Here is a 22116-nt window from a genome sequence, read left to right on the forward strand (position 1 = left end):
GGTCACAGCCATGGCCGGAGTTAGGTACGCGGGCGCGAGCCGTGTCTACGCCAAGGGCGCCGCGCCCGCCGTGGACGCGCTCGACCTGGACATCAAGGACGGCGAGTTCATGGTCCTCGTCGGGCCGTCTGGCTCGGGCAAGACCACGGCGCTGCGGATGCTGGCCGGCCTCGAGCCACTGGACGGCGGCAGGATCGAGATCGGCGGCCGGGACATCAGCGACGTGCAGCCGAAGGACCGCGACATCGCCATGGTGTTCCAGAACTACGCGCTCTACCCGAGCAAGACAGTCGCGGAGAACATGGGATTCGCGCTGAAGATGCAGCACGTGGCCAAGCCGGAACGCGACCGCCGGGTCCGGGAGGCGGCGCGCATCCTCGACTTGGACGACGCGCTGCTCGACCGCAAGCCGAAGCAGCTGTCCGGCGGGCAGCGGCAGCGGGTCGCCATGGGCCGGGCCATCGTCCGCGAGCCGAAGGTGTTCCTGATGGACGAGCCGCTGTCCAACCTGGACGCCAAGCTGCGGGTGCAGACCCGCAGCCAGATCGCCGAGCTGCAGCGCCGTCTGGGCATCACCACCGTCTACGTGACGCACGACCAGGTCGAGGCGATGACGATGGGACACCGGGTCGCCGTGCTCAGCGGCGGCCAGCTGCAGCAGTGTGCCTCGCCGCGCGAGCTCTATGACAACCCCGTCAACCAGTTCGTGGCAGGCTTCATCGGCTCCCCGGCGATGAACCTGCTGAAGGCCCCGCTGACGGAGGGCGGCGCGACCCTGGCGGGCGCGGTCATCCCTCTGTCGCCGGGGGTCAGGGCCGCGGCCGAACGGGACACGCTGTCCGAGCTTGTGCTCGGCGTCCGGCCGGAGCACCTGCACCTGGTGGCGGCCGCCGCCGCGCCGGCCTCTGGGGTGGGCACGGCGCAGACGGCGGCCGCGGCGGGCGCCGCGCTGCCCGGTGAGGTGCTGCTCGTCGAGGAGCTCGGCGCCGACGCCCTGCTGCACGTCAGGCTCGCCGAGGACGGCGGTTCCGTGGTGGCGCGGGCGGAGGGGCGCAAGTCCCCGGCCCCCGGCCAGCGGGTCGCCTTCCGCGTCCAGCCGGACGACGTGTTCGCCTTCCATCCGCAGACCGGCGCCCGGCTCGTTTGCTGAGCGCCCGATGGCAAAAGGCGCCATCGTATCGGGCGCCCAGCAAACGACCATCTCCCGGGGGACGACCCCCCGTACCCCCGGGTTGCGCGCCCGATGGCAGAAACCGCCATCGTATCGGGCGCGCAACCCGGCCACCTCCCGGGGGGACGACCCCCGTACCCCCCGAGGCGAAGATCGCGTCGTGAAACACTTCATGGAGGACTCATGCGGGCCATCGTGCTCGACAAGCCCGGCAGCTTCCGGGTGGCGCAGGTGCCGGATCCCGTGCCTGGACCAGGCCAGATCGTCGTCAGGGTGGATGCCTGCGGGATCTGCGGCACGGACCTGCACATCATGGACGGCGAGTTCCCGCCGACCCCGTACCCGATAACGCCGGGGCACGAGTTCGCCGGCACGGTCGCGGCCGTCGCGGGCGACGTGCGGATGGACCTGCCCGTGGGCGCCCGCGTGGCGGTCGACCCGTCGCTGTACTGCGGCTACTGCCGCCGGTGCCGGTCAGGCAGGGACAACCTGTGCGAGAACTGGGCGGCCATCGGCGACACCGTCGACGGCGCGTTCGCCGAGTATGTCGCAGTCCCCGCCGCCAACGCGCACCGGCTGCCCGACGGCTTCGACGGCCAGCTCGCCGCGATGATCGAGCCGCTCGCCTGCGCCGTGCACGGACTGCGCCGCCTCGGGCCGATCTTCGGCGATTCGGTGGTGCTGACCGGCGCCGGCACGATGGGCCTGCTGCTGCTGCAGCTGCTCGTGCACGCAGGCGCCGGACCGGTCACGGTCGTGGACCGGGTGGACGGCAGGCTCGCGGTGGCCCGCAAGCTGGGTGCCGCGCAGACCGCTAGCGGCCTGGGCGACCTGGACGGCGAACGTTTCGAGGTGGCGGTCGACGCGACCGGCGTCCCCTCGGTGGTGGACGGCGTGGCCGCGCTGCTCGACAGGGGCGGCAGGCTCCTCATCTTCGGCGTTACCCCGGCCGAGGCGACAATGAGCCTGTCGCCGTTCCGCGTCTACAACGACGAGATCACCGTCACCGGCTCGATGGCGATCCTGCGCAGCTTCGCCCCGGCGGTCGAGCTGATCGGCAGCGGCGTGATCGACCCGCGCCCGCTGCTTTCCGAACCGCTGCCGCTCGAGGAGTTCGGGGAGGCACTGCACCGGGTACGCACGGGCCAGGGCATTAAGTGGCATATCAGACCCTGAAGGCGGGCGGCACGCGACGGTGACAATGATCGCGGTGGCGGGCGAAGTACTGATCGACCTGGTGACAGGGCCCGATGGCCGGTTCGACGCCCGCAGGGGCGGCGGGCCTTACAACGCCGCACGGTCGCTGGCCAGGCTCGGCGTCCCCGCCACCTTCATCGGCCGCACGGGCGACGACGCGTTCGGCCGCCTGCTCCGCGACCAGCTCGCGGCCGATGGCGTCGTGCTCGGCGTGGCCGAGCCGTCGGAGCGGCCGACCACCCTGGCCGTGGTCACCCTCGATGAGACGGGCAGCGCCGGGTACGCCTTCTATCTTGAGTCGGCGGCGGCCGACGTCGATGAGGACGCCATGCGCAAGGCGCTCCCGCCGGAGCTGACCGCCATGCACGTCGGTGCCCTCGGCCTGATCATGGAGCCGATGGGCGCGGCCATCGAGAGCCTCGTGCTGTCCGGCCTGCCCGGCGACCCGCTGCTTTTCCTCGATCCCAACTGCCGTCCGGCCGCCGTGCCCGGCTACGGCGCCTACCGCGCCCGGGTCGGCGCGATCGCCCGCCGGGCCGACATCGTGAAGGCGAGCACGGAAGACCTCGGCTATCTCTACCCGGGCGTGCCGCCGCAGAACGCGGCGCGTGCGCTGCTCGCGGAGGGCACGTCGCTGGTGCTCGTCACCGACGGCCCGCGCCCGGCCCGCGCGTTCACCGCCGGTGAGGTGCTCAGCGAGCAGGTGCCCGCCGTGATCGTGGCGGACACCATCGGCGCGGGCGACGCCTTCGGCGGTGCCTTCCTCGCCTGGTGGACCACGCACGGCCTGGGCCGGGACGAGCTGCACCGGATCGACCTGGTCCGCCCCGCGCTGCGCGCCGCGACGGCGGCGGCGGCCCTGACCTGTACCAGGCCGGGCGCCGACCCGCCCGCGCTAGCCGAGCTCAGGGCACGCAACTGGTGGCCGCTCCTGCCGTTATTGTCGGCTCACTCTGTTTCCCCGCTCGCCTCCGCAGGGGCGCGCGCTTTGGCTCGCGGGAGGTTACCTGCCGCTTAGAGGACGTGCCGGGAGCAGGTGCGCGGGCCAGGGAACGAGCAGCCGCGCGCCGAGGATCAGCGCTCCGGTGGCGACCAGCGCGAACAGGAAGACCCACAGCCCGCCGGGCACGCCGGTCAGCCAGGCGAGCTGGTCGGCGTCGGAGGCCGCCGCCGGGGCATGTCCCGATGCCAGGCGCTGTCCCTGTGGCCAGCGCTTCGCCTGCCGTCGCGTCCTGGCCAGCTCGGCGACCGGCCGCACCCCGCCGAACAGCAGGAACCAGGCAACCCCGTACCCGAACGCACCGCGCAGCGCCGGCGCCGCCAGCCAGATCACCGCGAACAGCGCCCCGCCGGTCGCGAGCACGGCGAGCGCCCCGTACCAGTTGCGCACCATGAGCAGCGTGGCCGCGAGCATGACGAGCAGCAGCGAAAGCAGCAGCGTCACCCGGTGCGTGGCGATCAGCGCCGCCGCTCCCGCACCGAGCAGCGGCGGGGTCAGGTACCCGGCGAGCGCGGTGAGCACGATGCCGGGGCCGCGGCCCCGGCCGCGGGAGCGTGTCTCGCCCGAGGTGTCCGCGTGCAGCCGGATTCCCTCGAGCCGCCGCCCGGACAGCAGCGATACGACCGCGTGCCCGCTCTCGTGCGCGATGGTGATCGCGATGCGCGTCAGCCGCCACAGCCGCGGGCTGACCACGATCAGCAGCGCGACAGCGGCGCTCACGGCGACCGCCCAGCCAGGCGGAGCGTCCTGCACTCCGGTCACCCAATCCCAGAACACCGCCACATAGCCAGGTTATGCATTAGCCGGAAATGTTCGGGTAGGGATTGCGCCCGATGTTCATCTATGCAACGGATCGCAGTCATAACGACACGCCGTGTTCCCCGATGTGCTATTGCGGAGCGCTCATTCATGATAACCCTTGGTAATTAAGCATGGATATTCGGTCATACGCGGGTGGAGGCGGAGGGCATGAACGGCGGGGGCAGACACGCGATGGGCGCGGCTGGCCAGCCTCCTGCGCGGGGACGGACGGCGCCGGCCGGCCGGATGCCCGCCTCGTCCCCGGGACGGCCGGGTTCCGTCATGCCTGCGCGTGAGGCCAATTCCGTGCTGCGCCTCGGTATCACCGGGATTCTCGCGTGCGCAGTGGCCCTGGCCGGGGTCGTCTGCGCCGTAGTGGCGGAAAAGCAGGTCTCACCGGGTCCGGCGCGCCTGGCCTCGGGGTCGACCGTGTCCCCCGCGCCGACATCGACCATGAACGCGAACGCGGTGCCCGCGCTCACTGGCGGAGGGCCAGGCGGCTGGCTGCTCGGCGGAATCGGCGCGGCCTCGCGGCGGGCGAACGCGCCCCAGATGCTCGCCGCCTCCGACAAGCGGGAATGTCCGGCCGCCGCGGTCGCGTGCGTGGATCTGACCAGGCACATCACCTGGCTTCAGTCCGGTGGCAAGGTGAGTTTCGGCCCGGTGCGGATGGAGCCGGGCAAGCCAGGAGGCGGGCACGAGACTCCGCGCGGCACCTTCCACGTCGCCTGGAAGGCCGGGCCGACGTACATGAGCACGACGTACCACGAGCCGATGCCGTGGGCGACCTTCTTCGCCGCGGGCGGCATCGCGTTCCACGGCGGCAGCCTGACCAAGTGGTCGCACGGCTGCGTCCACCTGACCACGCCGAACGCCCACTACTACAACGAGCACCTCCCCATCGGCTCCGAGGTAGTCGTCTTCTAACCGTTGCGGTTGAGTGTTCGGGGGCGCTCACGCCGCAGCCGCCTGTTGCCGGGCAGCGGTCCCGGGCTTGCCCCCGTGCGGGGTGCCGGGTTCCGGGTTCGGCGGGTCGTGCCGCGCTCGGCGCGGTCTTACCGTCCCTCCCCCGGCGTTTCGCCTCTCCGCCCCACTGGCGGCGAGGCACAGCAGATTCCGGGCGGCGTTCACGTCCCGGTCCATGACCAGGCCGCACGCGTCGCACCGGTAAATACGCTCGGCCAGGGCCAGCTTGGCTTTCACCGTGCCGCAGCCCGAGCATTTCTTCGTGGACGGATACCACCGACCCAAAGGTCAGCGCAACCGGCCCGTCACGAACCCGCACCATGCGGATCGCGTGAGGCGGAGCCACGCACCCGTTCGGGATAAGAAGGGAAGGTTCCGCGTCACTCCGGCTCCGGTGCGGCCATCGGGATCCGCTCGTGGGCTGCCCAGAGCTCGAACTGGTCACCGTAGTGCGCGCTGTCCGGGTCCCCCGACGCGCCGCCGGGGATGACGAAGCTGGCGGAGCCGGGGTCGGCGAGGTCCACCACCTGCCGGTACACTGACAGGCTCGTCACCGTGAACGGGCTGCCCGTCTGCCAGGCGTACCCGGCGGCCTGGATCGTGTCCGCGTCGCCGCCCATCGCGGCGCTATGCGGCGAGGCGTCTGGCGACAGCTCGACGGGGACGCCCGCGCCAGACAGCGGATGCAGCCGGACCGCCCGGTGCTGGTCGCCCCACCGCCACTGCGCGGGGTCCGGTCCGCCGGCCTCGACCGCGGCCGCCCACCCGGCGGCGAGCGCCGCGGGCAGCACGGAAAGCACCCGCTCCCGGCTCGCGGCGTTGTCCGTGCCCGGCGGCACCGGGCCGCCGAGCAGCTGCCAGGTGTCGTTGCCGAGCCAGCGCTTGATCATGGACAGCGTCGGCGAGAGCCTGCCAGAGGCCAGCCAGGCCCAGGTCTTCGCGCCGAGCAGCGGCCGGTACAGTGCCTCGGCGAGCGCGCGCAGGAAGCACGCGTAGAGCAGTGCCGCCGCCGAGTCGCCCGCCAGGTTCCCGTGGAAGCCGGACAGCAGGCTGCGCGCCGCCTCCGCGTTCTCGTTCTCGAACGGACTCAGCCCAGCGAGCAGCGTTCCCCAGCCGCGCGCCTTGAGCGAGACCGTGTCCGCCTGCATTCCGGCAAGCTCGGCGACGGTGGGCGCCCCTGACTCCGCGAGCACCGCCTCCGCGAGCAGCGAGCGGAGCCGCTCCGCCCGCCACGGCTGGGAGAACGTGTAGGAGATGTACGGCCGGTCGGCGTCGGTGATCGCGTTGTTGGCCGTCATCACGAACCCGGCTTCTGGATCCACCGTCTGCGGCAGCTCTGCGAACGGCACCGTCCCGGTCCACTCGCAGGCGTCCGACCAGCCGGGCACCGGCAGCCGCCGTGCCGCGTCCGACGACCGCACCGGCAGCTCGCCACGGCACTGGTAGGCGATGTGTCCCTCCGTGTCGGCGCAGACCAGGTTGTTGACCGGGTCGACCCAGCCGTCCTGCGCGCCGGCCATCTCAGCCGCGGTGCGCGCGGTGAGCATGGGCAGCAGGCACTCGAAGCCGCGGTTGGGCCGGTGGGTTCCCGTCCACTTGAGCGCGAGCGCGAGGCCGTCCTCCGGGTGCCCGTGCACCACGGGCCCGTGCCTGGTGGCCCATACCGGAACGGTGACCGCGGAGCGGCCGCGCACGGCTATCCGCTCGTGCCTGACCTCGGCCTCTCGCCAGCCGTCCGGCGTGCGGTACCTGGTGCCGTCGAACCGCTCCAGGTACAGGTCCTGCGTGTCGGCGTCCCCGTGGGTGATCGCCCACGCGACGGACCCGTTGAACCCGAAGTGCGGGAACCCGGGAAGGCCGGGGAACGCGGCCCCGGTGACGTCGAACTCCGGGCAGCTCACCCGGCTCTGCCAGTACACGTTCGGCGTGTCGAGTGCCCGGTGCGAGTCGTTGCAGATCACGGCGCCGCCGTGGGCGGTGCGCCGGCCGCTGACCGCCCACGCGTTGGAGCCAGGCTCGACCTCGGCGAGGAAGCCGAGGTGTCCCTCAATGTCGGTCAGCGCCTCGTCGAGCAGGTCGGGCACGGCGGCCGTCAGCCGGCCGCCCGGGGGCACGGACACCGGCATTCCTGCGACCGGCCGTGACTCGAGCCGCTCGAACGTGCCCGCGCCTGCCCGCTCGAGCAGCACCGCGTTGGCCAGCTTGTGCTGCCACTGTCCCATCAGCACGTGCCGCACGAGGAACGCCGCGACGGAATGCCACGCCCGCCACGGCTCGACCGGGTACCGCCCGGGCAGCGGCGCCGCCCCGTCCTCGATGGCCAGGTTCACCCCGCCTGCGTAGGCCTCGAACATGGACCGTACCTGCGGTGACATCACGGCGACGTCGAGCTGCGCCGCCGCGGCGAGCCCGAGCCGCCGGGCAAGCACGTCCGCGCCGAGCGCCGGGTACCCGGCGATCTCCGCCCAGCGCCCGCACGCCCGCCGCCGGTCGTAGTCCATCTGGAACAGGCGGTCCTGCGCGCAGGCGTACCCCATGCCTGCCCATGCGTCCGCAGCCGACCCCCCGCGCACCCACGGCACCCCGTACTCGTCACGCGTGATCGCAAAGTCCACGCCTCTAGTATCCCGAACCCCGCGCCTCCGCCCCCCCGCCTTTTCGTGAGCCCGCCCCTAGAGTGACTTTCATGGCATACTCCGCGGCCCTCGAAGCGTTCCTGGCCGAACCCCGCAACGTGATGGTCGCCGGCATCCGCAAGGATGGCCGGCCGCACCTGTCCCCCAACTGGTTCTTCTGGGACGGCGAACGGTTCTACGTCTCCACCACCCGCAAGCGCGTCAAGTACGCCATCTTCCGCCGCGATCCCCGGGCCGAGCTGGTCGTCGACGATGCCACCGGCTATCGCTATGTCCGGGTCCCCGCCACCACCGAGATCCGTGAGGACGTCGGGGCCAACGTCTCCCTGTTTCGCGCCATCAGGGAGAAGCACGGCCGCGCCACCCCGCCGGACGACCAGCTCGCCGCCGATCTCCTCGCCGACGACCGCGTCCTGCTCGTCTTCACCCCGACCGCACCCTCGTCCTCCTGGACCTCCGTCGGCCTCACCTGACCGCCTGACCGGCTCATGCCTCGCCGGTCACCTTCGTCCCGCACCCTAGTCGGCGAGGGCGGCGACGACGAGCACCGTTGTGGCGCTGACCTGGAGGATCGCGCCGAAGACATCCCCGGTCATCCCGCCGAGCCGCCGCTCCGCAATGCGCTGCAGCAGCCGTCCCGCGGCCAGGCCGGCCACTGTGGCGGCGAGCCCGCGCGCCGCGAGCGCCGGACCGCCGGCCGTCACGCAGGCCGCGGCGACCGTGACCACCAGCACGCCGGCCGTGAACGCGCGGTCGGCTCCTGTGGTCCGGCCGGCGACGAGGGCGCCGAACCCGCCTGGCCGCGCTGCGGGGGAGGACGTGGCCGCCACGACCGAGACGCGCCCGGTGACCTCGGCGAGCACGAGCGCCGCGGCGGCGAGCGGCGCCCGCGGCACCGCGGCGAGCGCGGTCACCTGGACGAGCAGCGTCAGTACCAGCGCGGCCACGCCCATCGGGCCGATGTCGGAGCGGCGCATGATCGCCAGCGCGTCCGCGGCCGGACGTCGGCTGCCAAGCCCGTCGGCGGTGTCGGCGAGCCCGTCGAGGTGCAGGCCGCCGGTCGCCGCCGCGATCGCCGCGACCGCGAGCGCTGCCTCGAGCAGGCGCTTTGCGCTGGATTCCCCGCCCAGTCCGGTGCCGAGCAGCACGCAGGCGCCGATCCCGCCGACCAGCAGGCCCACCCAGGGCAGCCACATGATCGAGCGTGCCGCCGTCTCGTCGTCGAGCTCACCGTCGACCCCGGCGGGAATGGCGGTGAAGAGGCTGAGCGCCACCCGCCACGCGGGTGGCCGGCGCCCGGTCACCGGCCTGCTACCGCAGCCGCCGGGCGATCCCGGCGGTGCACAGCCAGACCTGCTCGCACTCGGCGGCGACCTGCGCGTTAAGCCGGCCGAGTTCGTCGCGGTAGCGGACACCCGAGGCGGTGGGGGGCACCACGCCCAAGCCAACCTCGTTGCTTACCGCGACCATCAGCCGCGTGGTGGACCGCCAGGCGTCGAGCAGCCCGTCCACCCGGCCGGAGAGTTCCTTGTCCGCCCCTTCGACCCCAGCCCACAGGCCGGACTCGTCCATCACGCCGGCCAGCCAGGTGGAGAGACAGTCGATGAGCACGGGAACCCGCTGCCGCGCGGCGGACAGGTCCCGCCCGGTGAGCACGGCCTCGAGGTCGAGCGTCTCCAGCGTCGTCCAGTGCGCTGGCCGGCGCTCGCGGTGCAGTCGTACCCGCTCGGCCCAGTCGGGATCGCCGTCGTCCGCTCGTGGACCGCAGGCGATGTAGTCCACCTGGTCGCGGTTGCCGAGCAGTCGCTCCGCCGTCACCGATTTCCCGGACCGCGCGCCGCCGAGTACCAGCACACGGAATGGCCGGCCGCGCCGCGGCCTGCCGGGCAGCGGCAGCGCGCCCGGCGCCGCGAGGGGACCGGGATCGCGGCCGCGGATCAGCCGCATCAGGCCATCAGGCCTTTTCGCCGGAGACGCCGGCGCTGTCGAAGGTCGCCATGTCGCGCAGCACGCGGGCGGCGGTGGCAACCACCGGCAGCGCGAGGACCGCGCCGGACCCCTCGCCGAGGCGCAGTCCCAGGTCGATCAGGGGCTCGAGGCCGAGCGCGTCGAGCGCCCGCCGCGCACCAGGCTCGGTGGACAGGTGACCAGCGAACAGGAAGCCGGTGACCGACGGCGCGAAGGCCATGGCGGCGAGCGCCGCCGAGCACGCGATCACCCCGTCGAGCAGCACCGGGACCCGCTCCGCGGCGCCGCCGAGCATGAGGCCGACGAGCGCGGCGTGCTCGAGGCCGCCGACGCGGGCGAGCACCTCGAGCGGGTCGGCCGGGTCGGGGGAGTGCAGCGCGAGCGCGCGCCGGATCACGTCCACCTTGAGTGCGAGGGTCGGGTCGTCGATGCCGGTGCCGCGCCCGGTTACCGCGGCCGGGTCGGCGCCGGTGAACACCGCGATGAGCGCCGCCGACGCGGTGGTGTTGGCGATGCCCATGTCCCCGGTGATCAGGCACCGGTGCCCGTTCGCCACTAGGCCGCGGGCGATCTCGATTCCCGTCTCGATGGCGCGGAGCGCCTCCTGCGCACTCATCGCGGGCCCGGTCGTCATGTCGGCGGTCCCCGCCCTGACCTTCCGCGACAGCAGCCCGGCGGCGGCCGGCAGGGGAGTGGCGACCCCGATGTCCACGACCCGGACGTCGGCACCCGCCTGAGCGGCGATCGCGTTCACGGCCGCGCCGCCTGCCAGGAAGTTGGCCACCATCTGCGCGGTGACCTCTTGCGGCCACGGCGACACGCCCTGGGCGTGCACCCCGTGGTCGGCGGCGAACACCGCGACCACAGCGGGCAGCGGCAACGGCGGCGGGCACTGCCCGGCGATCCCCGCGAGCCGGACCGACACGTCCTCGAGCCGCCCGAGCGACCCTCGCGGCTTGGTCAGCGAGTCCTGCCGCAGCCGCGCGGCGCGGATCGCGTCCTCGTCGAGCCCGCCGATCACCGCCACCGTTTCGTCAAGCAACCCGGCCATGCCAGCGCACCTTCCCCGTGCATCGAATCCCCGAGCATTGAATTCCCGTACATCTAAGTTCGCAGTGTTGCGGGCCCGTTGCATTCAAAAACGCGAATCAGCAGACCACGCGCCCGCCAGCTTGAGAAGCCGCGAGTTTGGCTACCGTACTGATCAGGCGAGCCGTGCCAGGATATGGGGTGGTCATGTCCAGTCTGTCGCAACGGATCGGCGAAGCGCTCGGTATCCCGTTCGCCCGGCTTCGGGAGGCGGGCGGCCAGCACGGCGTCCGCCACCTCACCGGGACGCTGGCCGACGGACGCGACGTCTTCGTCAAGGCCGGGGCCAGCCCGGACGGCGAGTCCGCCGCGGCCTTCGCGGCCGAGGCCAACGGGCTGCGCTGGCTTGCCGGGGCGGACGGCGGCCCGCCGGTGCCGCAAGTCATCGGAGTGTCCGCGGAATTCCTGGTCATCGAGCTGATCGGGCCGCAGGAGAACCCGCCGCCCGGCGCTGCCCGCCGGTTCGGCGCGGACCTAGCGCGGCTGCACGCGGCGGGCGCGCCTGCCTTCGGTGCCCCCTGGCCCGGGTACATCGCGTCCCTCCCCCTAGACAACACGCCGCTTGACAGTACGCCGCTTGACAGTACGCCGCCTGACAGCGCGCGAGCCAACCGCGAAGAACCGGACTGGGCCGCCTGGTACGCGGAGCGGCGCCTCCTGCCGTACCTCAGGCGGGCGCGCGACCAGCGCGCGCTCCCTGCCGCCGAGGCCAGGCAGGTAGAAGCCGTCATCGCGAGGATCGGCGAGCTTGCCGGACCACCGGAAAAGCCCAGCCGCATCCACGGCGACCTGTGGTCGGGCAACGTCCTGTGGTCGGCCGGGCGTGGCTGGCCGATCGACCCGGCCGCGCACGGCGGCCACCGGGAGACCGACCTGGCGATGCTCGCCCTGTTCGGCGCACCGGACCTGGCGGAGATCCTGCGCGGCTACACCGAGACGGTCCCGCTGGCGGAAGGCTGGCGCGCACGCGTGCCGCTGCACCAGCTTCACCCGCTCCTGGTGCACGTCTGTCTCTTCGGCCTTGGTTACGCTCCGCAGTTGAATTCGGCCGCGCGGGCCGCCCTCGCCGGTCGGCAAGGCTGACACCCCGCCTGAGCTGACCTTCGTTTGCACAGCTAGCAGGCCGGGTAGTGCCGCGGTGCCGGGCGCTTGCCCGATAGGCGAGCGCTACTGAGAGTAGTGAATGCCATTCAGGGGAGCTCCGCATGACTTACGACCCCTTCGGGTCCGGTGACTTTGGTACCAGTCCCTTCGAGGAGATCTTCGCTCGCATGTTCGGCCATCCCGCGCCGCGGCCTGTGCAGCGGATCGACATCACCCAGCTGCTCACCGAGCAGGCCCGCGAGCTGATGCGGGACGCTGCGACGCAGGCGGCGCTGTGGGGCGACCCTGATCTGGACACCGATCACCTGCTCTGGGCAGCGACCCGGCAGGAGCCGGTGCGCCGCCTGCTGAGCGCGGCGGGAGCCGACCCGGACGCCATGGCCTCGGCGATCGAGTCCAGGTCGCGGCACGGCCAGCCCCGCGACGAGCCGCCGAGCATGACGCCGGCCGCCAAGCGGGCGCTGCTCGACGCGCGGCAGATCTCCCGCGCCTTCGGCTCGTCCTACATCGGCCCCGAGCACTTGCTGTTCGCGCTCGCCGTCAACCCCGACTCGGCCGCCGACCGGGTGCTCAGGGACTTCCACGTCAGCCCGGAGGCGTTGCGGGACGCGGCTCTGGGCGAAGGCCCCGGCGGCCGCGGCGGCCGTGGCGACGGCGCAGGCCGCCGGCCGTCAGGCACGCCGACCGTGGACCAGTTCGGCGTCGACATCACGGCGCTGGCCAGGGAGGACAGGATCGACCCGGTGGTGGGCCGTGGTCAGGAGATCGAGCAGACGATTGAGGTGCTGTCGCGGCGGACCAAGAACAACCCGGTGCTCATCGGCGAGCCTGGGGTGGGCAAGACGGCCATCGTCGAGGGCATCGCGCAACGGATCGTCGACGGGGACGTGCCAGACACGCTGCGCGACAAGCGCCTGGTTCAGATCGAGCTCGGCGGCCTTGTGGCCGGCACCAGGTATCGCGGCGACTTCGAGGAACGGCTGAAGAAGGTCATCGACGAGATCCGCGCGCATAGCGACGAGCTGATCGTCTTCATCGACGAACTCCACACGGTCGTCGGCGCGGGCGGCGGCGCCGAGGGCGCGATGGACGCGGCGAACATGCTCAAGCCCGCCCTGGCCCGTGGTGAGCTGCACATCATCGGCGCCACCACGATCAGTGAGTACCGCAAGAACATCGAGAAGGACGCGGCGCTCGAGCGGCGGTTCCAGCCGATCCTGGTCCCCGAGCCGAGCGTCAGCGACACCATCGAGATCCTGCGCGGCCTGCGCGACCGCTACGAGGCGCACCATCAGGTCCGCATCACCGACGAGGCGCTCGTCGCCGCGGCGGAGCTTTCCAGCCGCTACATCACCGACCGGTTCCTGCCGGACAAGGCGATCGACCTGATCGACCAGGCGGGCGCGCGGGTGCGGCTGCGGACCAAGACGCCGCCGCGGGATCGCCGCGAGGCCGAGCGCCGCCTCGGGGAGCTGCACAGGGAGAAGGACGAGGCGGTGGGCGCCGAGGACTACGCCAGGGCCGCCGAGCTGCGCGACCAGATCGCCGGACTGAGCCAGCAGGCCGGCGCCCCAGGCAGCGAAACGGGCGAAGCGGGCGAGAAGGCGATCCCCGAGGTCGGGCCGTCTGACATCGCGGAGATCGTCTCCCGGTCGACAGGCATCCCCGTCACCCAGCTCACCCAGGAGGAAAGGGACCGGCTGCTCCAGCTGGAGCAGCAACTGCACCAGCGGGTGATCGGCCAGGACGACGCGGTGGCCGCCATCGCGGAGGCGGTACGCCGCTCCCGGGCGGGGCTTGCCGACCCGCACCGGCCCATCGGCAGCTTCCTGTTTCTGGGGCCGACCGGCGTGGGGAAGACCGAGCTGGCCAGGGCGCTCGCCGAGGCCCTGTTCGGCAGCGAGGGCCGGATGATCCGCATCGACATGAGCGAGTTCCAGGAACGGCACACCGTGAGCCGGCTGACCGGCGCGCCGCCCGGATACGTCGGCTATGAGGAGGCGGGCCAGCTCACCGAGGCGGTCCGCCGCACCCCGTACGCCGTCCTGCTGCTCGACGAGATCGAGAAGGCGCACCAGGATGTGTTCAACATCCTGCTCCAGGTCCTTGACGACGGGCGGCTCACCGACGGGCAGGGCCGCACGGTGGACTTCAAGAACACCGTGGTGATCATGACGAGCAACCTCGGTTCTGACCTGATCGGCCGGCGCAGGCTGGGCTTCGAGGGCGGCGCGGTGGGCGGCGCGGTGGGCGGCGAAGCCCAAGAGCGCATCATGGGCCTGCTGCGCGAGTCGTTCCGCCCCGAGTTCCTCAACCGCATCGACGAGATCATCATCTTCCGCCAGCTCGACGAGACGCAGCTGCGCCAGATCACCAGCCTGCTGCTCGAGGAGACCACCCGCCGCCTGCACGCCCAGGCCATCACGATCGAGTTCACCGCCGATGCGGTCGGCTGGCTGGCCCGGCGCGGCTTCCAGCCCGAGTTCGGCGCCCGTCCGCTGCGCAGGACCATTCAGCGGGAGGTCGGCAACCGTCTGTCCTCGATGCTGCTCGACGGGCGACTGCTCCCCGGGCAGCACGTGACCGTGACCCAGGACGGCGACGCGCTCGCATTCAAGATCAACGAGCGTGACCCGGCTCAGGTCCCGGCACAGCCGACGGCCGACCACGATCAGCAGGCATCCGCCGACCGCGGCTGACCAGCGGCCCACCAGCGGCCCATAAAGCGCCTGACCCGGTCGCGGGCCGGCCTCGCCGCAGGCCGGCCCGCGACCGGGAGAGCTAACAGATCACGCCACCCGCACCCAGGCCGTCGTGTCCGTGGGCAGCCGCCCGTCCTCGGTCAGCGGCCCGCTCGCCAGCAGCACGGCAGCCCCGGGCGGCAGCGCCGCAGGCTCACCGGACAGGTTCGCCACGCACCGCACCCCCTCGCCACGCGAGAAGTCGAGCACGCCGGGCGCCGACGGGCACCACGACATCGACTCGCCAAGCGAAGACAGCGAAGACCGCCGCAGCCGCAGCGCGTCCCGGTACAGGGCAAGCATCGAGTCGCCGCTAACCGACTCCGCGGAAACGGTCAGGTCCCGCCACTCCTTGGGCTGCGGCAGCCACGGCTGCACCGCGCCGTCGGGAGAATCGGGGGAGAACCCGAACGGCGGTTCGGTGCCTGACCACGGCAGCGGCACCCGGCTGCCGTCCCTGCCCGGGTCGGCGCCGCCTGTCCGTGCCCAGATCGGATCCTGGCGCAGCTCGTCGGGGATGTCCTGCACCTCCCAGAGACCGAGCTCCTCGCCCTGGTAGATGTACACCGAGCCGGGCAGCGCCATGGTCAGCAGCGCCGCCGCCCTGGCGCGCCGGGTGCCGAGCGTCAGGTCGACGGGGAAACCGTGAAAGTACGGCCGCCGGTCAAGGCTGAACGCCGTGTCGGCCCGCCCGTACCTGGACACCACCCGGTCCACGTCGTGGTTGGACAGCACCCAGGTGGCAGGCACGCCGAGCGGCGCGTTGAGCGCGAGCGTCTGGTCGATGACCCGCCGCAACGCTGCAGCGTCCCACGGGCAGTCCAGGTACGGGAAGTTGAAAACCGTGTTCAGCTCGCCGGGACCCACGTAGCGGGCGAGCCGCGAAGCGTCGGGCAGCCAGACCTCGCCGATCAGCATCCGCCCGGGGAACTTGTCGGCGACCGCTCGCCAGGCCTGGTAGACCTCGTGCACCTCGTCCCTGTCCGTGTACGGATGCGAAGGCCCAGGCGGTGCGTCAGCAGCGACGTCGGGCAGCAGCGGATCCTTGCAGAGCAGCGCCGCCGAGTCGATCCTGATGCCGTCCACACCGCGGGAGAACCAGAAGCGCAGCACGTCTTCGAATTCCTGGCGGACGTCAGCCGAGGACCAGTTGTAGTCGGGCTGCTCCGGCGCGAACAGGTGCAGGTACCACTCGCCGGGTGTGCCATCGGGTGAAGTCACCCGGCTCCACGCGGGCCCGCCGAAGATCGACTGCCAGTCGTTCGGCGGCAGCGAGCCGTCCGCGCCGCGGCCCGGCCGGAACCAGAACCTGGACCGCTCGGCGGAGCCAGGTCCGGCGGCGAGCGCGGCGGTGAACCAGGGATGCCGGTCGGAGCCGTGGTTCGGCACGATGTCCACGATGATCCGGATGCCGAGTGCGTGTGCCTCGCCGATCAGCGCGTCCGCCTCGTCGAGTGTGCCGAACACCGGGTCTATGGACCGGTAGTCGGAGATGTCGTAGCCCGCGTCGGCCATCGGCGACGGGTACCAGGGGTTGAACCAGATCGCGTCGATGCCGAGCGATCCCAGGTAGGGCAGCTTGGCACGGACGCCAGCCAGGTCACCGATGCCGTCGCCGTCGCCGTCGGCGAAGCTGCGCACGTAAAGCTGGTAGATCGCGGCGCCACGCCACCAGGAATCGCTGGACTCGGCGGTCCGGCTTGATGCCTGCTCGTGCACGGTGAAACCTGCTTTCTGCTGGGTGGCGGACGCCATGCGGGCAGCGAGGGCTGACCACACGGCGTGCCTTGCCTTGTGTGGTGTCATTAAATGCGAAAGGGGGCGGTCTAGCCTCTAATGCCGCCCGCCGTCAGGCCGGCCATGATGTTGCGCTGGAAGATCAGGAAGAACACGATCGTGGGGATGGCCGCCATCGCGGACGCCGCGATGATCAGATTCTGCGGCGTGCCGAACGTGGCCTGCCAGATCCCGACGTTCAGCGTCTCCCTGGTGGGGGAGTACCCGTACTCGACGAGCAGCGGCCACAGGAAGTCCTTCCACACCGCGACCAGGCTGAAGATCGAGACAACCCCGATGATCGGCCGCGAGATGGGCAGCACGATCCGCCACAGGATCATCAGCCGGGACGCGCCATCGACCGACGCGGCGTCGATGTAGTCGCTTGGTATGGAGTCGAAGAACCGCTTGAGCAGGAAGATGTTGAACGCGTTCGCCACCGAGGGCAGCCAGATGGCCTCGGGTGACCCGATCAGGTTCCAGTGCGTGAACGGGAGGCTGGCGATGGTCACGTACTGCGGCACGACGAGCACCGCGACCGGGATCATCAGCGTTGCGAGCATCATGAACAGCACCACGTTGCCGAGCACCGGCCGCAGCTTGGACAGCGAGTACGCGGCGGCGACGTCGAAGACGAGCTGGAAGGCCAGCGCGCCGAACGCGTAGTAGACCGTGTTCCACAGCATCCCGGCGACGTCGAGCCGGTTCCACGCGTCCACGTAGCTGCTCGGCTGCGGGCTGTGCGGATACAGCGTCGGCGGCGTCGCGATCGCCTCCTGTGTCGACTTGAGCCCGTCGGTGAACAGGAAGTACAGCGGGCCGATGAAGACCAGCGTGAAGATGACGATCACCAGGGTCAGCACGGTGCGGTAGATGATCTTGCCGCGCCGCGTGTTGCGCTGCACGTCGGAGATGAGCGTCCGCGTTGACGCTCCCGGCGTGGTGCGCCGCGCGCGGCCCCCGCGCCGGCCGATGCGCGTCCTGGTGGCCGCGGTGGCGAGTACGGTCATCGAGGTCCCCCTTCCTAGCCGCGCTCGCGGGTGGCCCACAGGAACCCGCCGGAGAACACGGCGAGCACCAGCATGAGGATCACGCCGAGTGCCGAGGCGCTGTTGTAGTTGCTCGCGCCGCTCATCGCGAACGCGTACTGGTAGATGAGCATCACGACTGACATGGTGTTGTTGTCGACACCGCCGCCGCCGTTGGTCAGCACGAACGACTCGATGAACATCTGCATGGTCGCGACGACCTGGATCATCAGCAGCGTGATCAGGATCAGCCTGGTCTGCGGGATGGTCACGTGCCTGATCCGGCGCAGGATGCCCGCCCCCTCGAGCTCGGCCGCCTCGTACAGCTCGCCGGGGATGTTCTGCAGCGCGGCGAGGTAGATGAGCGTGGCGGCGCCCATGTTCATCCAGGTCGAGGCGATCACGACGGCGATCATCGCGGTGCTGAAGAACCCGTCGCCCGGCTGCAGCACCCACTGCGACTCGGGCAGGTGCAGGGTGCGCAGGATGTCGTCGAACAGCCCGTACTGCGGGTTGTAGAAGTAGGCGAAAAGCAGCAGCGCCGAGGCGGGCGGCAGCATCACCGGCAGGTAGACGAGCACCCGCAAGTAGCCGCGCGCGTGCCGCAGCTCGTTGAGCACGATCGCCACGATGAAGGGCACCGCGAACCCGATGACCAGGGCCAGGATCGTGAATTCGAGGGTGTTCCGCCAGGCCTTCCAGAACGTCGGGTCGTGGATGATCCGGATGTAGTTCGAGAAGCCGGCGAAGGTGTTGCCGCCGCCGTACACCGGCTTCTGGAAGCTCATGATGACTTCGCGGACGATCGGGTACCAGGAGAAGAAGGTGAAGCAGAGCACCGCGCCGATCAGGAAGCCCCAGGCGGCGGAGTTGCGCTTGGCCTTGGCCAGCAGCCGCCCGCGGGCGGGCGGCGCAGGCGCCGCGAGCCGTGCGAGCCGCGGTGCGCGGCGGGTTGCGACGTCTGCCATGAGCATCTCCAGTCCGGGGTTGGCGGGTGGGGTGTGGAGGGTGGAGGGCGGCGGTCAGAGCCGGGCGCGAGGCGGGTGGCGGAGGTCGCCGCCCGCCCCGCGCACGATACGGGGTTTCTAATCGGCATTCAGAACGGTTGCGGCCTACTCCGCTAGCCCGCGTTCTGCAGGAGGGTGTTGACGTTGGAGGTGGCGGTCTTGAGCAGCGTCGGGATGTCGGCGTTCTGCTCGGTGAGCACCGCGAGCATCACCGGGTCAAGCGTCTTGTAGACGGCCTGCGCGTCGGTCGGCTCGCCGTCGCCGTTCTCCTGTGCCTTGATGAACGGCTGGTAGTAGGCGGTGTTGATGGTCGCGGACGCGGCCCGGAGCGAGTTGATCTTGTCGCCGGTGGGCCCGACGAACAGCTCGGGCTCGGGGAAGCCGACGGGGAAGCCGTCCGCCTTCTGCCGGGTGAAGTTGAACTGGCCGGTGCCCGGCGTCAGGTTCTCGAAGTCGATCCACTTGATGCCGGCCTCGATCTGCGCCGGGGTGTCGTGCTTCGCGAACACGAAGTCGTTGCCGCCGGACAGCGAGCCGGCCGCGGTGCCCGTCAGGCTGGGCAGCGGGCCCATCCCGATGTCGCTCAGGTTGCCCTTGTCCGTCGGGACGATCACGTTGTAGATGTCGTCGGGCGCGGCGATGTACATGCCGAGCTTGCCGGCGCCGAACTGCTGCTGCAGCGCGCCCCAGGCGAGACCCTGGCTGGCGCTCATCGCGTTGTCCTTGAACCGCAGGTTGTGCAGTGCCTGCAGGATCTGCTGGGCGTCCGCGGTGTTGAAGCTCGCGGTGGCGGGCGCGGTGTTGGTGTTGACCATGCTGCCGCCCACGGCGTCGATGTAGGAGGAGAAGTGCCAGCCGCCGTTGTTGCCGGCGCTGTACTCACCCCAGCCCTCGATGCCGTTGCCGAGCTTGGCGATCGCGGTCGCGTCCGTCTCGACCTCGGCCCAGGTGGTCGGCGGGTTGTCGGGGTTGAGTCCCGCCTGCTGGAAGAGCTTCCTGTTGTAGATGAGCCCCTGCGTGTAGTTGGAGGTCGGCAGGCCGTACAGCGTCTTGCCCGCCGTGACCGCCTTCATCGAGCTCGGCGCGATGTCGGCCAGGTTCGGTACCGTCTTGGAATTCACGTACGGGGTGATGTCCGCCGCCTGGCCGGCCAGGAGCACCTGCGGCAGGTCGGTGAAGTACGTGTAGAAGATGTCCGGCTCGGTCCCGCCGCGCAGCATCGAGGTGAAGCTGGCGGTCTGCTCGCACGGGTAGTTGTAGATGCTGTTAATGGTGATGTTGGGGTTGGCCTTCTCGAAGATCCCTACATCCTCGAGCCATTCCTTGTGCTGCACGGGCTGCTGCGCCTGGGGGGGCGCGCAGTCGATGCTGATGGTGACCTTCTGGCCGGACGCGCCTGTCGTCCCGCCGGGGGTGGCCGTGTTGCTCGAGCCGCTTGAGCAGGCCGCCGCGGTCAGAACAAGTCCCGCCGCAGCGGCCACCGCGATAGCCCGCGGGCGCCGCAGTCGGTCGTAGATGCTGCTCATCGCTCCATCCCTTTCTATGGGGCTGAATGTGGGCGATGGGCACACCCGCCCTGCTTCGCGCCTGTCGCGCTAGCAGCCGGGCCGGGCACCGTCGCCGTTAGGGGTGAACATACATAGCCAGACATCTGTCGGCAAGATCTCGATCATCCGCTGCAAAGAAACAACATTCATATGCAGGTCTTGGACTCTTCTCCGGTGAACGCTCACATCGGCCACATAGCCCGTTATCCTGCGGCTTTTGCCCTGCAAGTCAGCGGAGCACTCGCCGTCAGAGGGTGAAAATATCTCTCTGATAACGCAAATTCTTGCGTTGATATGACGTACACTTGCTGCATGACGCGTACTCCCGCCCGGCGTCTTGCCGAGGTTGCGAAGAAGGTTGGGGTTAGTGAGGCCACCGTGAGCAGAGTGCTCAACGGAAAGGCCGGGGTGTCAGACAGCACCAGGGAAGCGGTGCTCACCGCCCTCGACGTGCTCGGCTACGAGCGGCCGAGCAAGCTGCGCGGCCAGCGCGCCCGGCTGATCGGCCTCGTCCTGCCCGAGCTGCAGAACCCGATCTTCCCCGCGCTCGCCGAGGTCATCGGTGGCGCGCTTGCCCAGCGCGGCTTTACCCCGGTGCTCTGCACCCGCACCGCGGGCGGGCTGTCCGAGGCCGATTACGTGGACATGCTGCTCGAGCAGCACGCGTCTGGCGTGGTGTTCGCCGGCGGCCACTACGCCGAGGTCGCGGCGCCGCACGAGCACTACCGCCTGCTGCGCGGCAGAGGCGTGCCCGTCGTGCTGATCAACGCGGCGATCGACCTGGACTTCCCGTGCGTGGCCACCGACGACGCCTCGGCCGCCGTGCAGGCCTTCACACACCTGTCCGCGCTCGGGCACGAGCGGATCGGCCTGGTGCTCGGCCCCGAGGATCACATGCCGTCGCGGCGTAAGCTCGCCGCGTTCACCGAGGCCGCGGCGGGCGCGGGCCTCGGCGCCGCACCCGTCGAGCACGCGCTGTTCTCGCTCGAGGGCGGCCAGGCGGCCACCACCCGGATGCTCCGCCAGGGTGTCACCGGCATCATCTGCGGCAGCGACGTGCTTGCGCTCGGCGCGATCCGCGCGGTGCGCCGGGCGGGCCTGACCGTCCCCGGCGACGTCTCCGTGGTCGGCTACGACGATTCCGCCTGGCTGAACGCCACCGACCCACCGCTGACCACGGTCCGCCAGCCGATCGAGTCGATGGGCAAGGCCGCCGTGGCGCTGCTCGTCAACCAGATGGAGACCGTGATCGCGCACGCCGAGGAGCTACTGTTCGAGCCCGAACTGGTCGTCCGCGGCTCAACCGGCCCCGCCAAGACCCCCTGACGCTCCCGCCCGTCACTGCTGCCCCCGACACCCATGAGTTCCGGCATGATTCTGGCTCTGGGTGCCCGGGGGCCAATAGAGCGGGCTCTGGGTGCCCCAAGGCCAGAATCCTCCGGGCGCGGCCCCCGCGCTCAGGCCGGCGCCTTCGCGGTGCCGATGATGGCCGGGCGGACGAACGGCGGCGCCTTCGGCAGCGCGGTGTTCTCCACCTCGGTGACGGTGAAGCCGGCCTGCCTGATCGTGTCCAGGGTGGCCCGGTTGCAGTCGCACCGGACGACGAGCCTGTTGAGCCAGTTCAGCCGGTCTTGCTGGCGTGCCCGCTTGGCATCGCCTGAGCGGACGTGCTCAAGGAACAGCAGCGTTCCGCCCGGCCGCAGCACCCGGCGCAGCTCGCGCAGCGCCCGCGGCTGGTCGTCGACACCGCACAGCACGAGCGTCGACACTGCCACGTCGAAGGTGCCGCTCTCGAATGGCAGGTCCTCGGCAGGCGCGCGGAGCACCGTGGCGTCCGAGCCGAGCTCGCGAACCCGTCGTTCCAGCTTGCGGACCATCGGCTGCACCGGCTCGGTCACCGTGAGGGACTTGACCTCTGGGCCGTACCAGGGCAGGTTCGCCCCGGTGCCGGCGCCGATCTCGACCACCTGGCCGGCCGCGTCGGCCAGCAGCCGCTTGCGCATGGCGCGCAGCCCCGCCTCCTCGGCCCGTGCGATCTGCCGGTCATAGGTGATGGCGAAAAGGCTGTCTCGCAACGACATGGCT

The 22116-nt window shown here is 71.0% G+C and carries 19 protein-coding genes; 8 read left to right on the forward strand and 11 right to left on the reverse strand.

Annotated elements, in window-relative coordinates; genetic code table 11:
* Positions 1–10: 10 nt before the first annotated feature.
* The 3 genes from EAS64_RS18785 to EAS64_RS18795 all read left to right on the forward strand — a co-directional run bounded on the left by EAS64_RS18785 (position 11) and on the right by EAS64_RS18795 (position 3386).
* Positions 11–1150 (forward strand): ABC transporter ATP-binding protein, encoded by a 1140-nt coding sequence (locus tag EAS64_RS18785; protein ID WP_145854342.1) that lies wholly within the window; start codon positions 11–13, stop codon positions 1148–1150.
* 204 nt (positions 1151–1354) lie between these two features.
* Positions 1355–2347 (forward strand): zinc-dependent alcohol dehydrogenase family protein, encoded by a 993-nt coding sequence (locus EAS64_RS18790; protein WP_145854344.1) that lies wholly within the window; start codon positions 1355–1357, stop codon positions 2345–2347.
* Positions 2348–2381: 34 nt separating this feature from the next.
* A complete protein-coding gene (locus EAS64_RS18795; protein ID WP_187366000.1) occupies positions 2382–3386 on the forward strand; it encodes a carbohydrate kinase family protein in 1005 nt (334 codons plus the stop codon).
* On the opposite strand, the gene EAS64_RS18800 is transcribed toward EAS64_RS18795, so the two are convergent.
* Positions 3372–4151 (reverse strand): M50 family metallopeptidase, encoded by a 780-nt coding sequence (locus tag EAS64_RS18800; protein WP_145854349.1) that lies wholly within the window; start codon positions 4149–4151, stop codon positions 3372–3374. The genes EAS64_RS18795 and EAS64_RS18800 overlap by 15 nt on opposite strands.
* 300 nt (positions 4152–4451) lie before the next feature.
* Here EAS64_RS18800 and EAS64_RS18805 point away from each other — a divergent pair, with 300 nt between their 5' ends.
* On the forward strand, positions 4452–5096 hold the full coding sequence (locus EAS64_RS18805) for a L,D-transpeptidase (protein ID WP_187366001.1): 645 nt from the start codon (positions 4452–4454) through the stop codon (positions 5094–5096).
* Between the two features lie 27 nt (positions 5097–5123).
* On the opposite strand, the gene EAS64_RS18810 is transcribed toward EAS64_RS18805, so the two are convergent.
* Positions 5124–5420: a zinc ribbon domain-containing protein gene (locus EAS64_RS18810; protein ID WP_145854353.1), complete on the reverse strand. Its 297-nt coding sequence runs from the start codon at positions 5418–5420 to the stop codon at positions 5124–5126.
* Positions 5421–5515: 95 nt separating this feature from the next.
* Positions 5516–7750, reverse strand: a complete 2235-nt coding sequence (locus tag EAS64_RS18815) for a penicillin acylase family protein (RefSeq protein ID WP_145854356.1) — start codon at positions 7748–7750, stop codon at positions 5516–5518.
* Between the two features lie 71 nt (positions 7751–7821).
* On the opposite strand from EAS64_RS18815, the gene EAS64_RS18820 reads away from it, so the two are divergent.
* The gene (locus EAS64_RS18820) at positions 7822–8244 is read left to right on the forward strand and encodes a TIGR03618 family F420-dependent PPOX class oxidoreductase (protein ID WP_145854358.1); all 423 of its coding nucleotides are present in this window, start codon (positions 7822–7824) and stop codon (positions 8242–8244) included.
* Positions 8245–8289: 45 nt separating this feature from the next.
* Here the strand turns inward: EAS64_RS18820 and cobS are convergent, their stop codons facing one another.
* From cobS to cobT, 3 genes are read right to left on the reverse strand one after another with little or no spacing between them, the layout of a single operon-like run.
* On the reverse strand, positions 8290–9075 hold the full coding sequence (gene cobS, locus EAS64_RS18825; protein WP_145854360.1) for an adenosylcobinamide-GDP ribazoletransferase: 786 nt from the start codon (positions 9073–9075) through the stop codon (positions 8290–8292).
* Positions 9076–9082: 7 nt separating this feature from the next.
* The gene (locus EAS64_RS18830) at positions 9083–9718 is read right to left on the reverse strand and encodes a bifunctional adenosylcobinamide kinase/adenosylcobinamide-phosphate guanylyltransferase (RefSeq protein ID WP_145854361.1); all 636 of its coding nucleotides are present in this window, start codon (positions 9716–9718) and stop codon (positions 9083–9085) included.
* Between the two features lie 7 nt (positions 9719–9725).
* Positions 9726–10790, reverse strand: coding sequence for a nicotinate-nucleotide--dimethylbenzimidazole phosphoribosyltransferase (gene cobT, locus EAS64_RS18835; RefSeq protein WP_145854363.1), 1065 nt, complete (start codon positions 10788–10790; stop codon positions 9726–9728).
* Between the two features lie 185 nt (positions 10791–10975).
* Between cobT and EAS64_RS18840 the strand changes: the two genes are divergently transcribed.
* Positions 10976–11911 (forward strand): fructosamine kinase family protein, encoded by a 936-nt coding sequence (locus EAS64_RS18840; protein ID WP_145854365.1) that lies wholly within the window; start codon positions 10976–10978, stop codon positions 11909–11911.
* 122 nt (positions 11912–12033) lie between these two features.
* Positions 12034–14631: an ATP-dependent Clp protease ATP-binding subunit gene (locus tag EAS64_RS18845; RefSeq protein ID WP_145854367.1), complete on the forward strand. Its 2598-nt coding sequence runs from the start codon at positions 12034–12036 to the stop codon at positions 14629–14631.
* A 90-nt stretch (positions 14632–14721) separates the two neighbouring features.
* On the opposite strand, the gene EAS64_RS18850 is transcribed toward EAS64_RS18845, so the two are convergent.
* The 4 genes from EAS64_RS18850 to EAS64_RS18865 all read right to left on the reverse strand — a co-directional run bounded on the left by EAS64_RS18850 (position 14722) and on the right by EAS64_RS18865 (position 20010).
* Positions 14722–16428 carry a glycoside hydrolase family 13 protein gene (locus tag EAS64_RS18850; RefSeq protein WP_145854369.1) on the reverse strand — a complete coding sequence of 569 codons (1707 nt, stop codon included), beginning with the start codon at positions 16426–16428 and terminating at the stop codon, positions 14722–14724.
* Between the two features lie 71 nt (positions 16429–16499).
* Positions 16500–17459: a carbohydrate ABC transporter permease gene (locus tag EAS64_RS18855; RefSeq protein WP_145854371.1), complete on the reverse strand. Its 960-nt coding sequence runs from the start codon at positions 17457–17459 to the stop codon at positions 16500–16502.
* A gap of 14 nt (positions 17460–17473) precedes the next feature.
* Positions 17474–18445: a carbohydrate ABC transporter permease gene (locus EAS64_RS18860; protein WP_246115741.1), complete on the reverse strand. Its 972-nt coding sequence runs from the start codon at positions 18443–18445 to the stop codon at positions 17474–17476.
* A 152-nt stretch (positions 18446–18597) separates the two neighbouring features.
* Positions 18598–20010 (reverse strand): ABC transporter substrate-binding protein, encoded by a 1413-nt coding sequence (locus EAS64_RS18865; protein ID WP_145854375.1) that lies wholly within the window; start codon positions 20008–20010, stop codon positions 18598–18600.
* A gap of 333 nt (positions 20011–20343) precedes the next feature.
* On the opposite strand from EAS64_RS18865, the gene EAS64_RS18870 reads away from it, so the two are divergent.
* Positions 20344–21357, forward strand: coding sequence for a LacI family DNA-binding transcriptional regulator (locus EAS64_RS18870; RefSeq protein ID WP_145854377.1), 1014 nt, complete (start codon positions 20344–20346; stop codon positions 21355–21357).
* Positions 21358–21488: 131 nt separating this feature from the next.
* Here the strand turns inward: EAS64_RS18870 and EAS64_RS18875 are convergent, their stop codons facing one another.
* Positions 21489–22112 (reverse strand): class I SAM-dependent methyltransferase, encoded by a 624-nt coding sequence (locus EAS64_RS18875; RefSeq protein WP_145854380.1) that lies wholly within the window; start codon positions 22110–22112, stop codon positions 21489–21491.
* Positions 22113–22116: the final 4 nt, after the last annotated feature.

This window comes from Trebonia kvetii (genome assembly GCF_007827045.1).
GTDB classification, from domain to species: Bacteria; Actinomycetota; Actinomycetes; order Streptosporangiales; family Streptosporangiaceae; genus Trebonia; species Trebonia kvetii.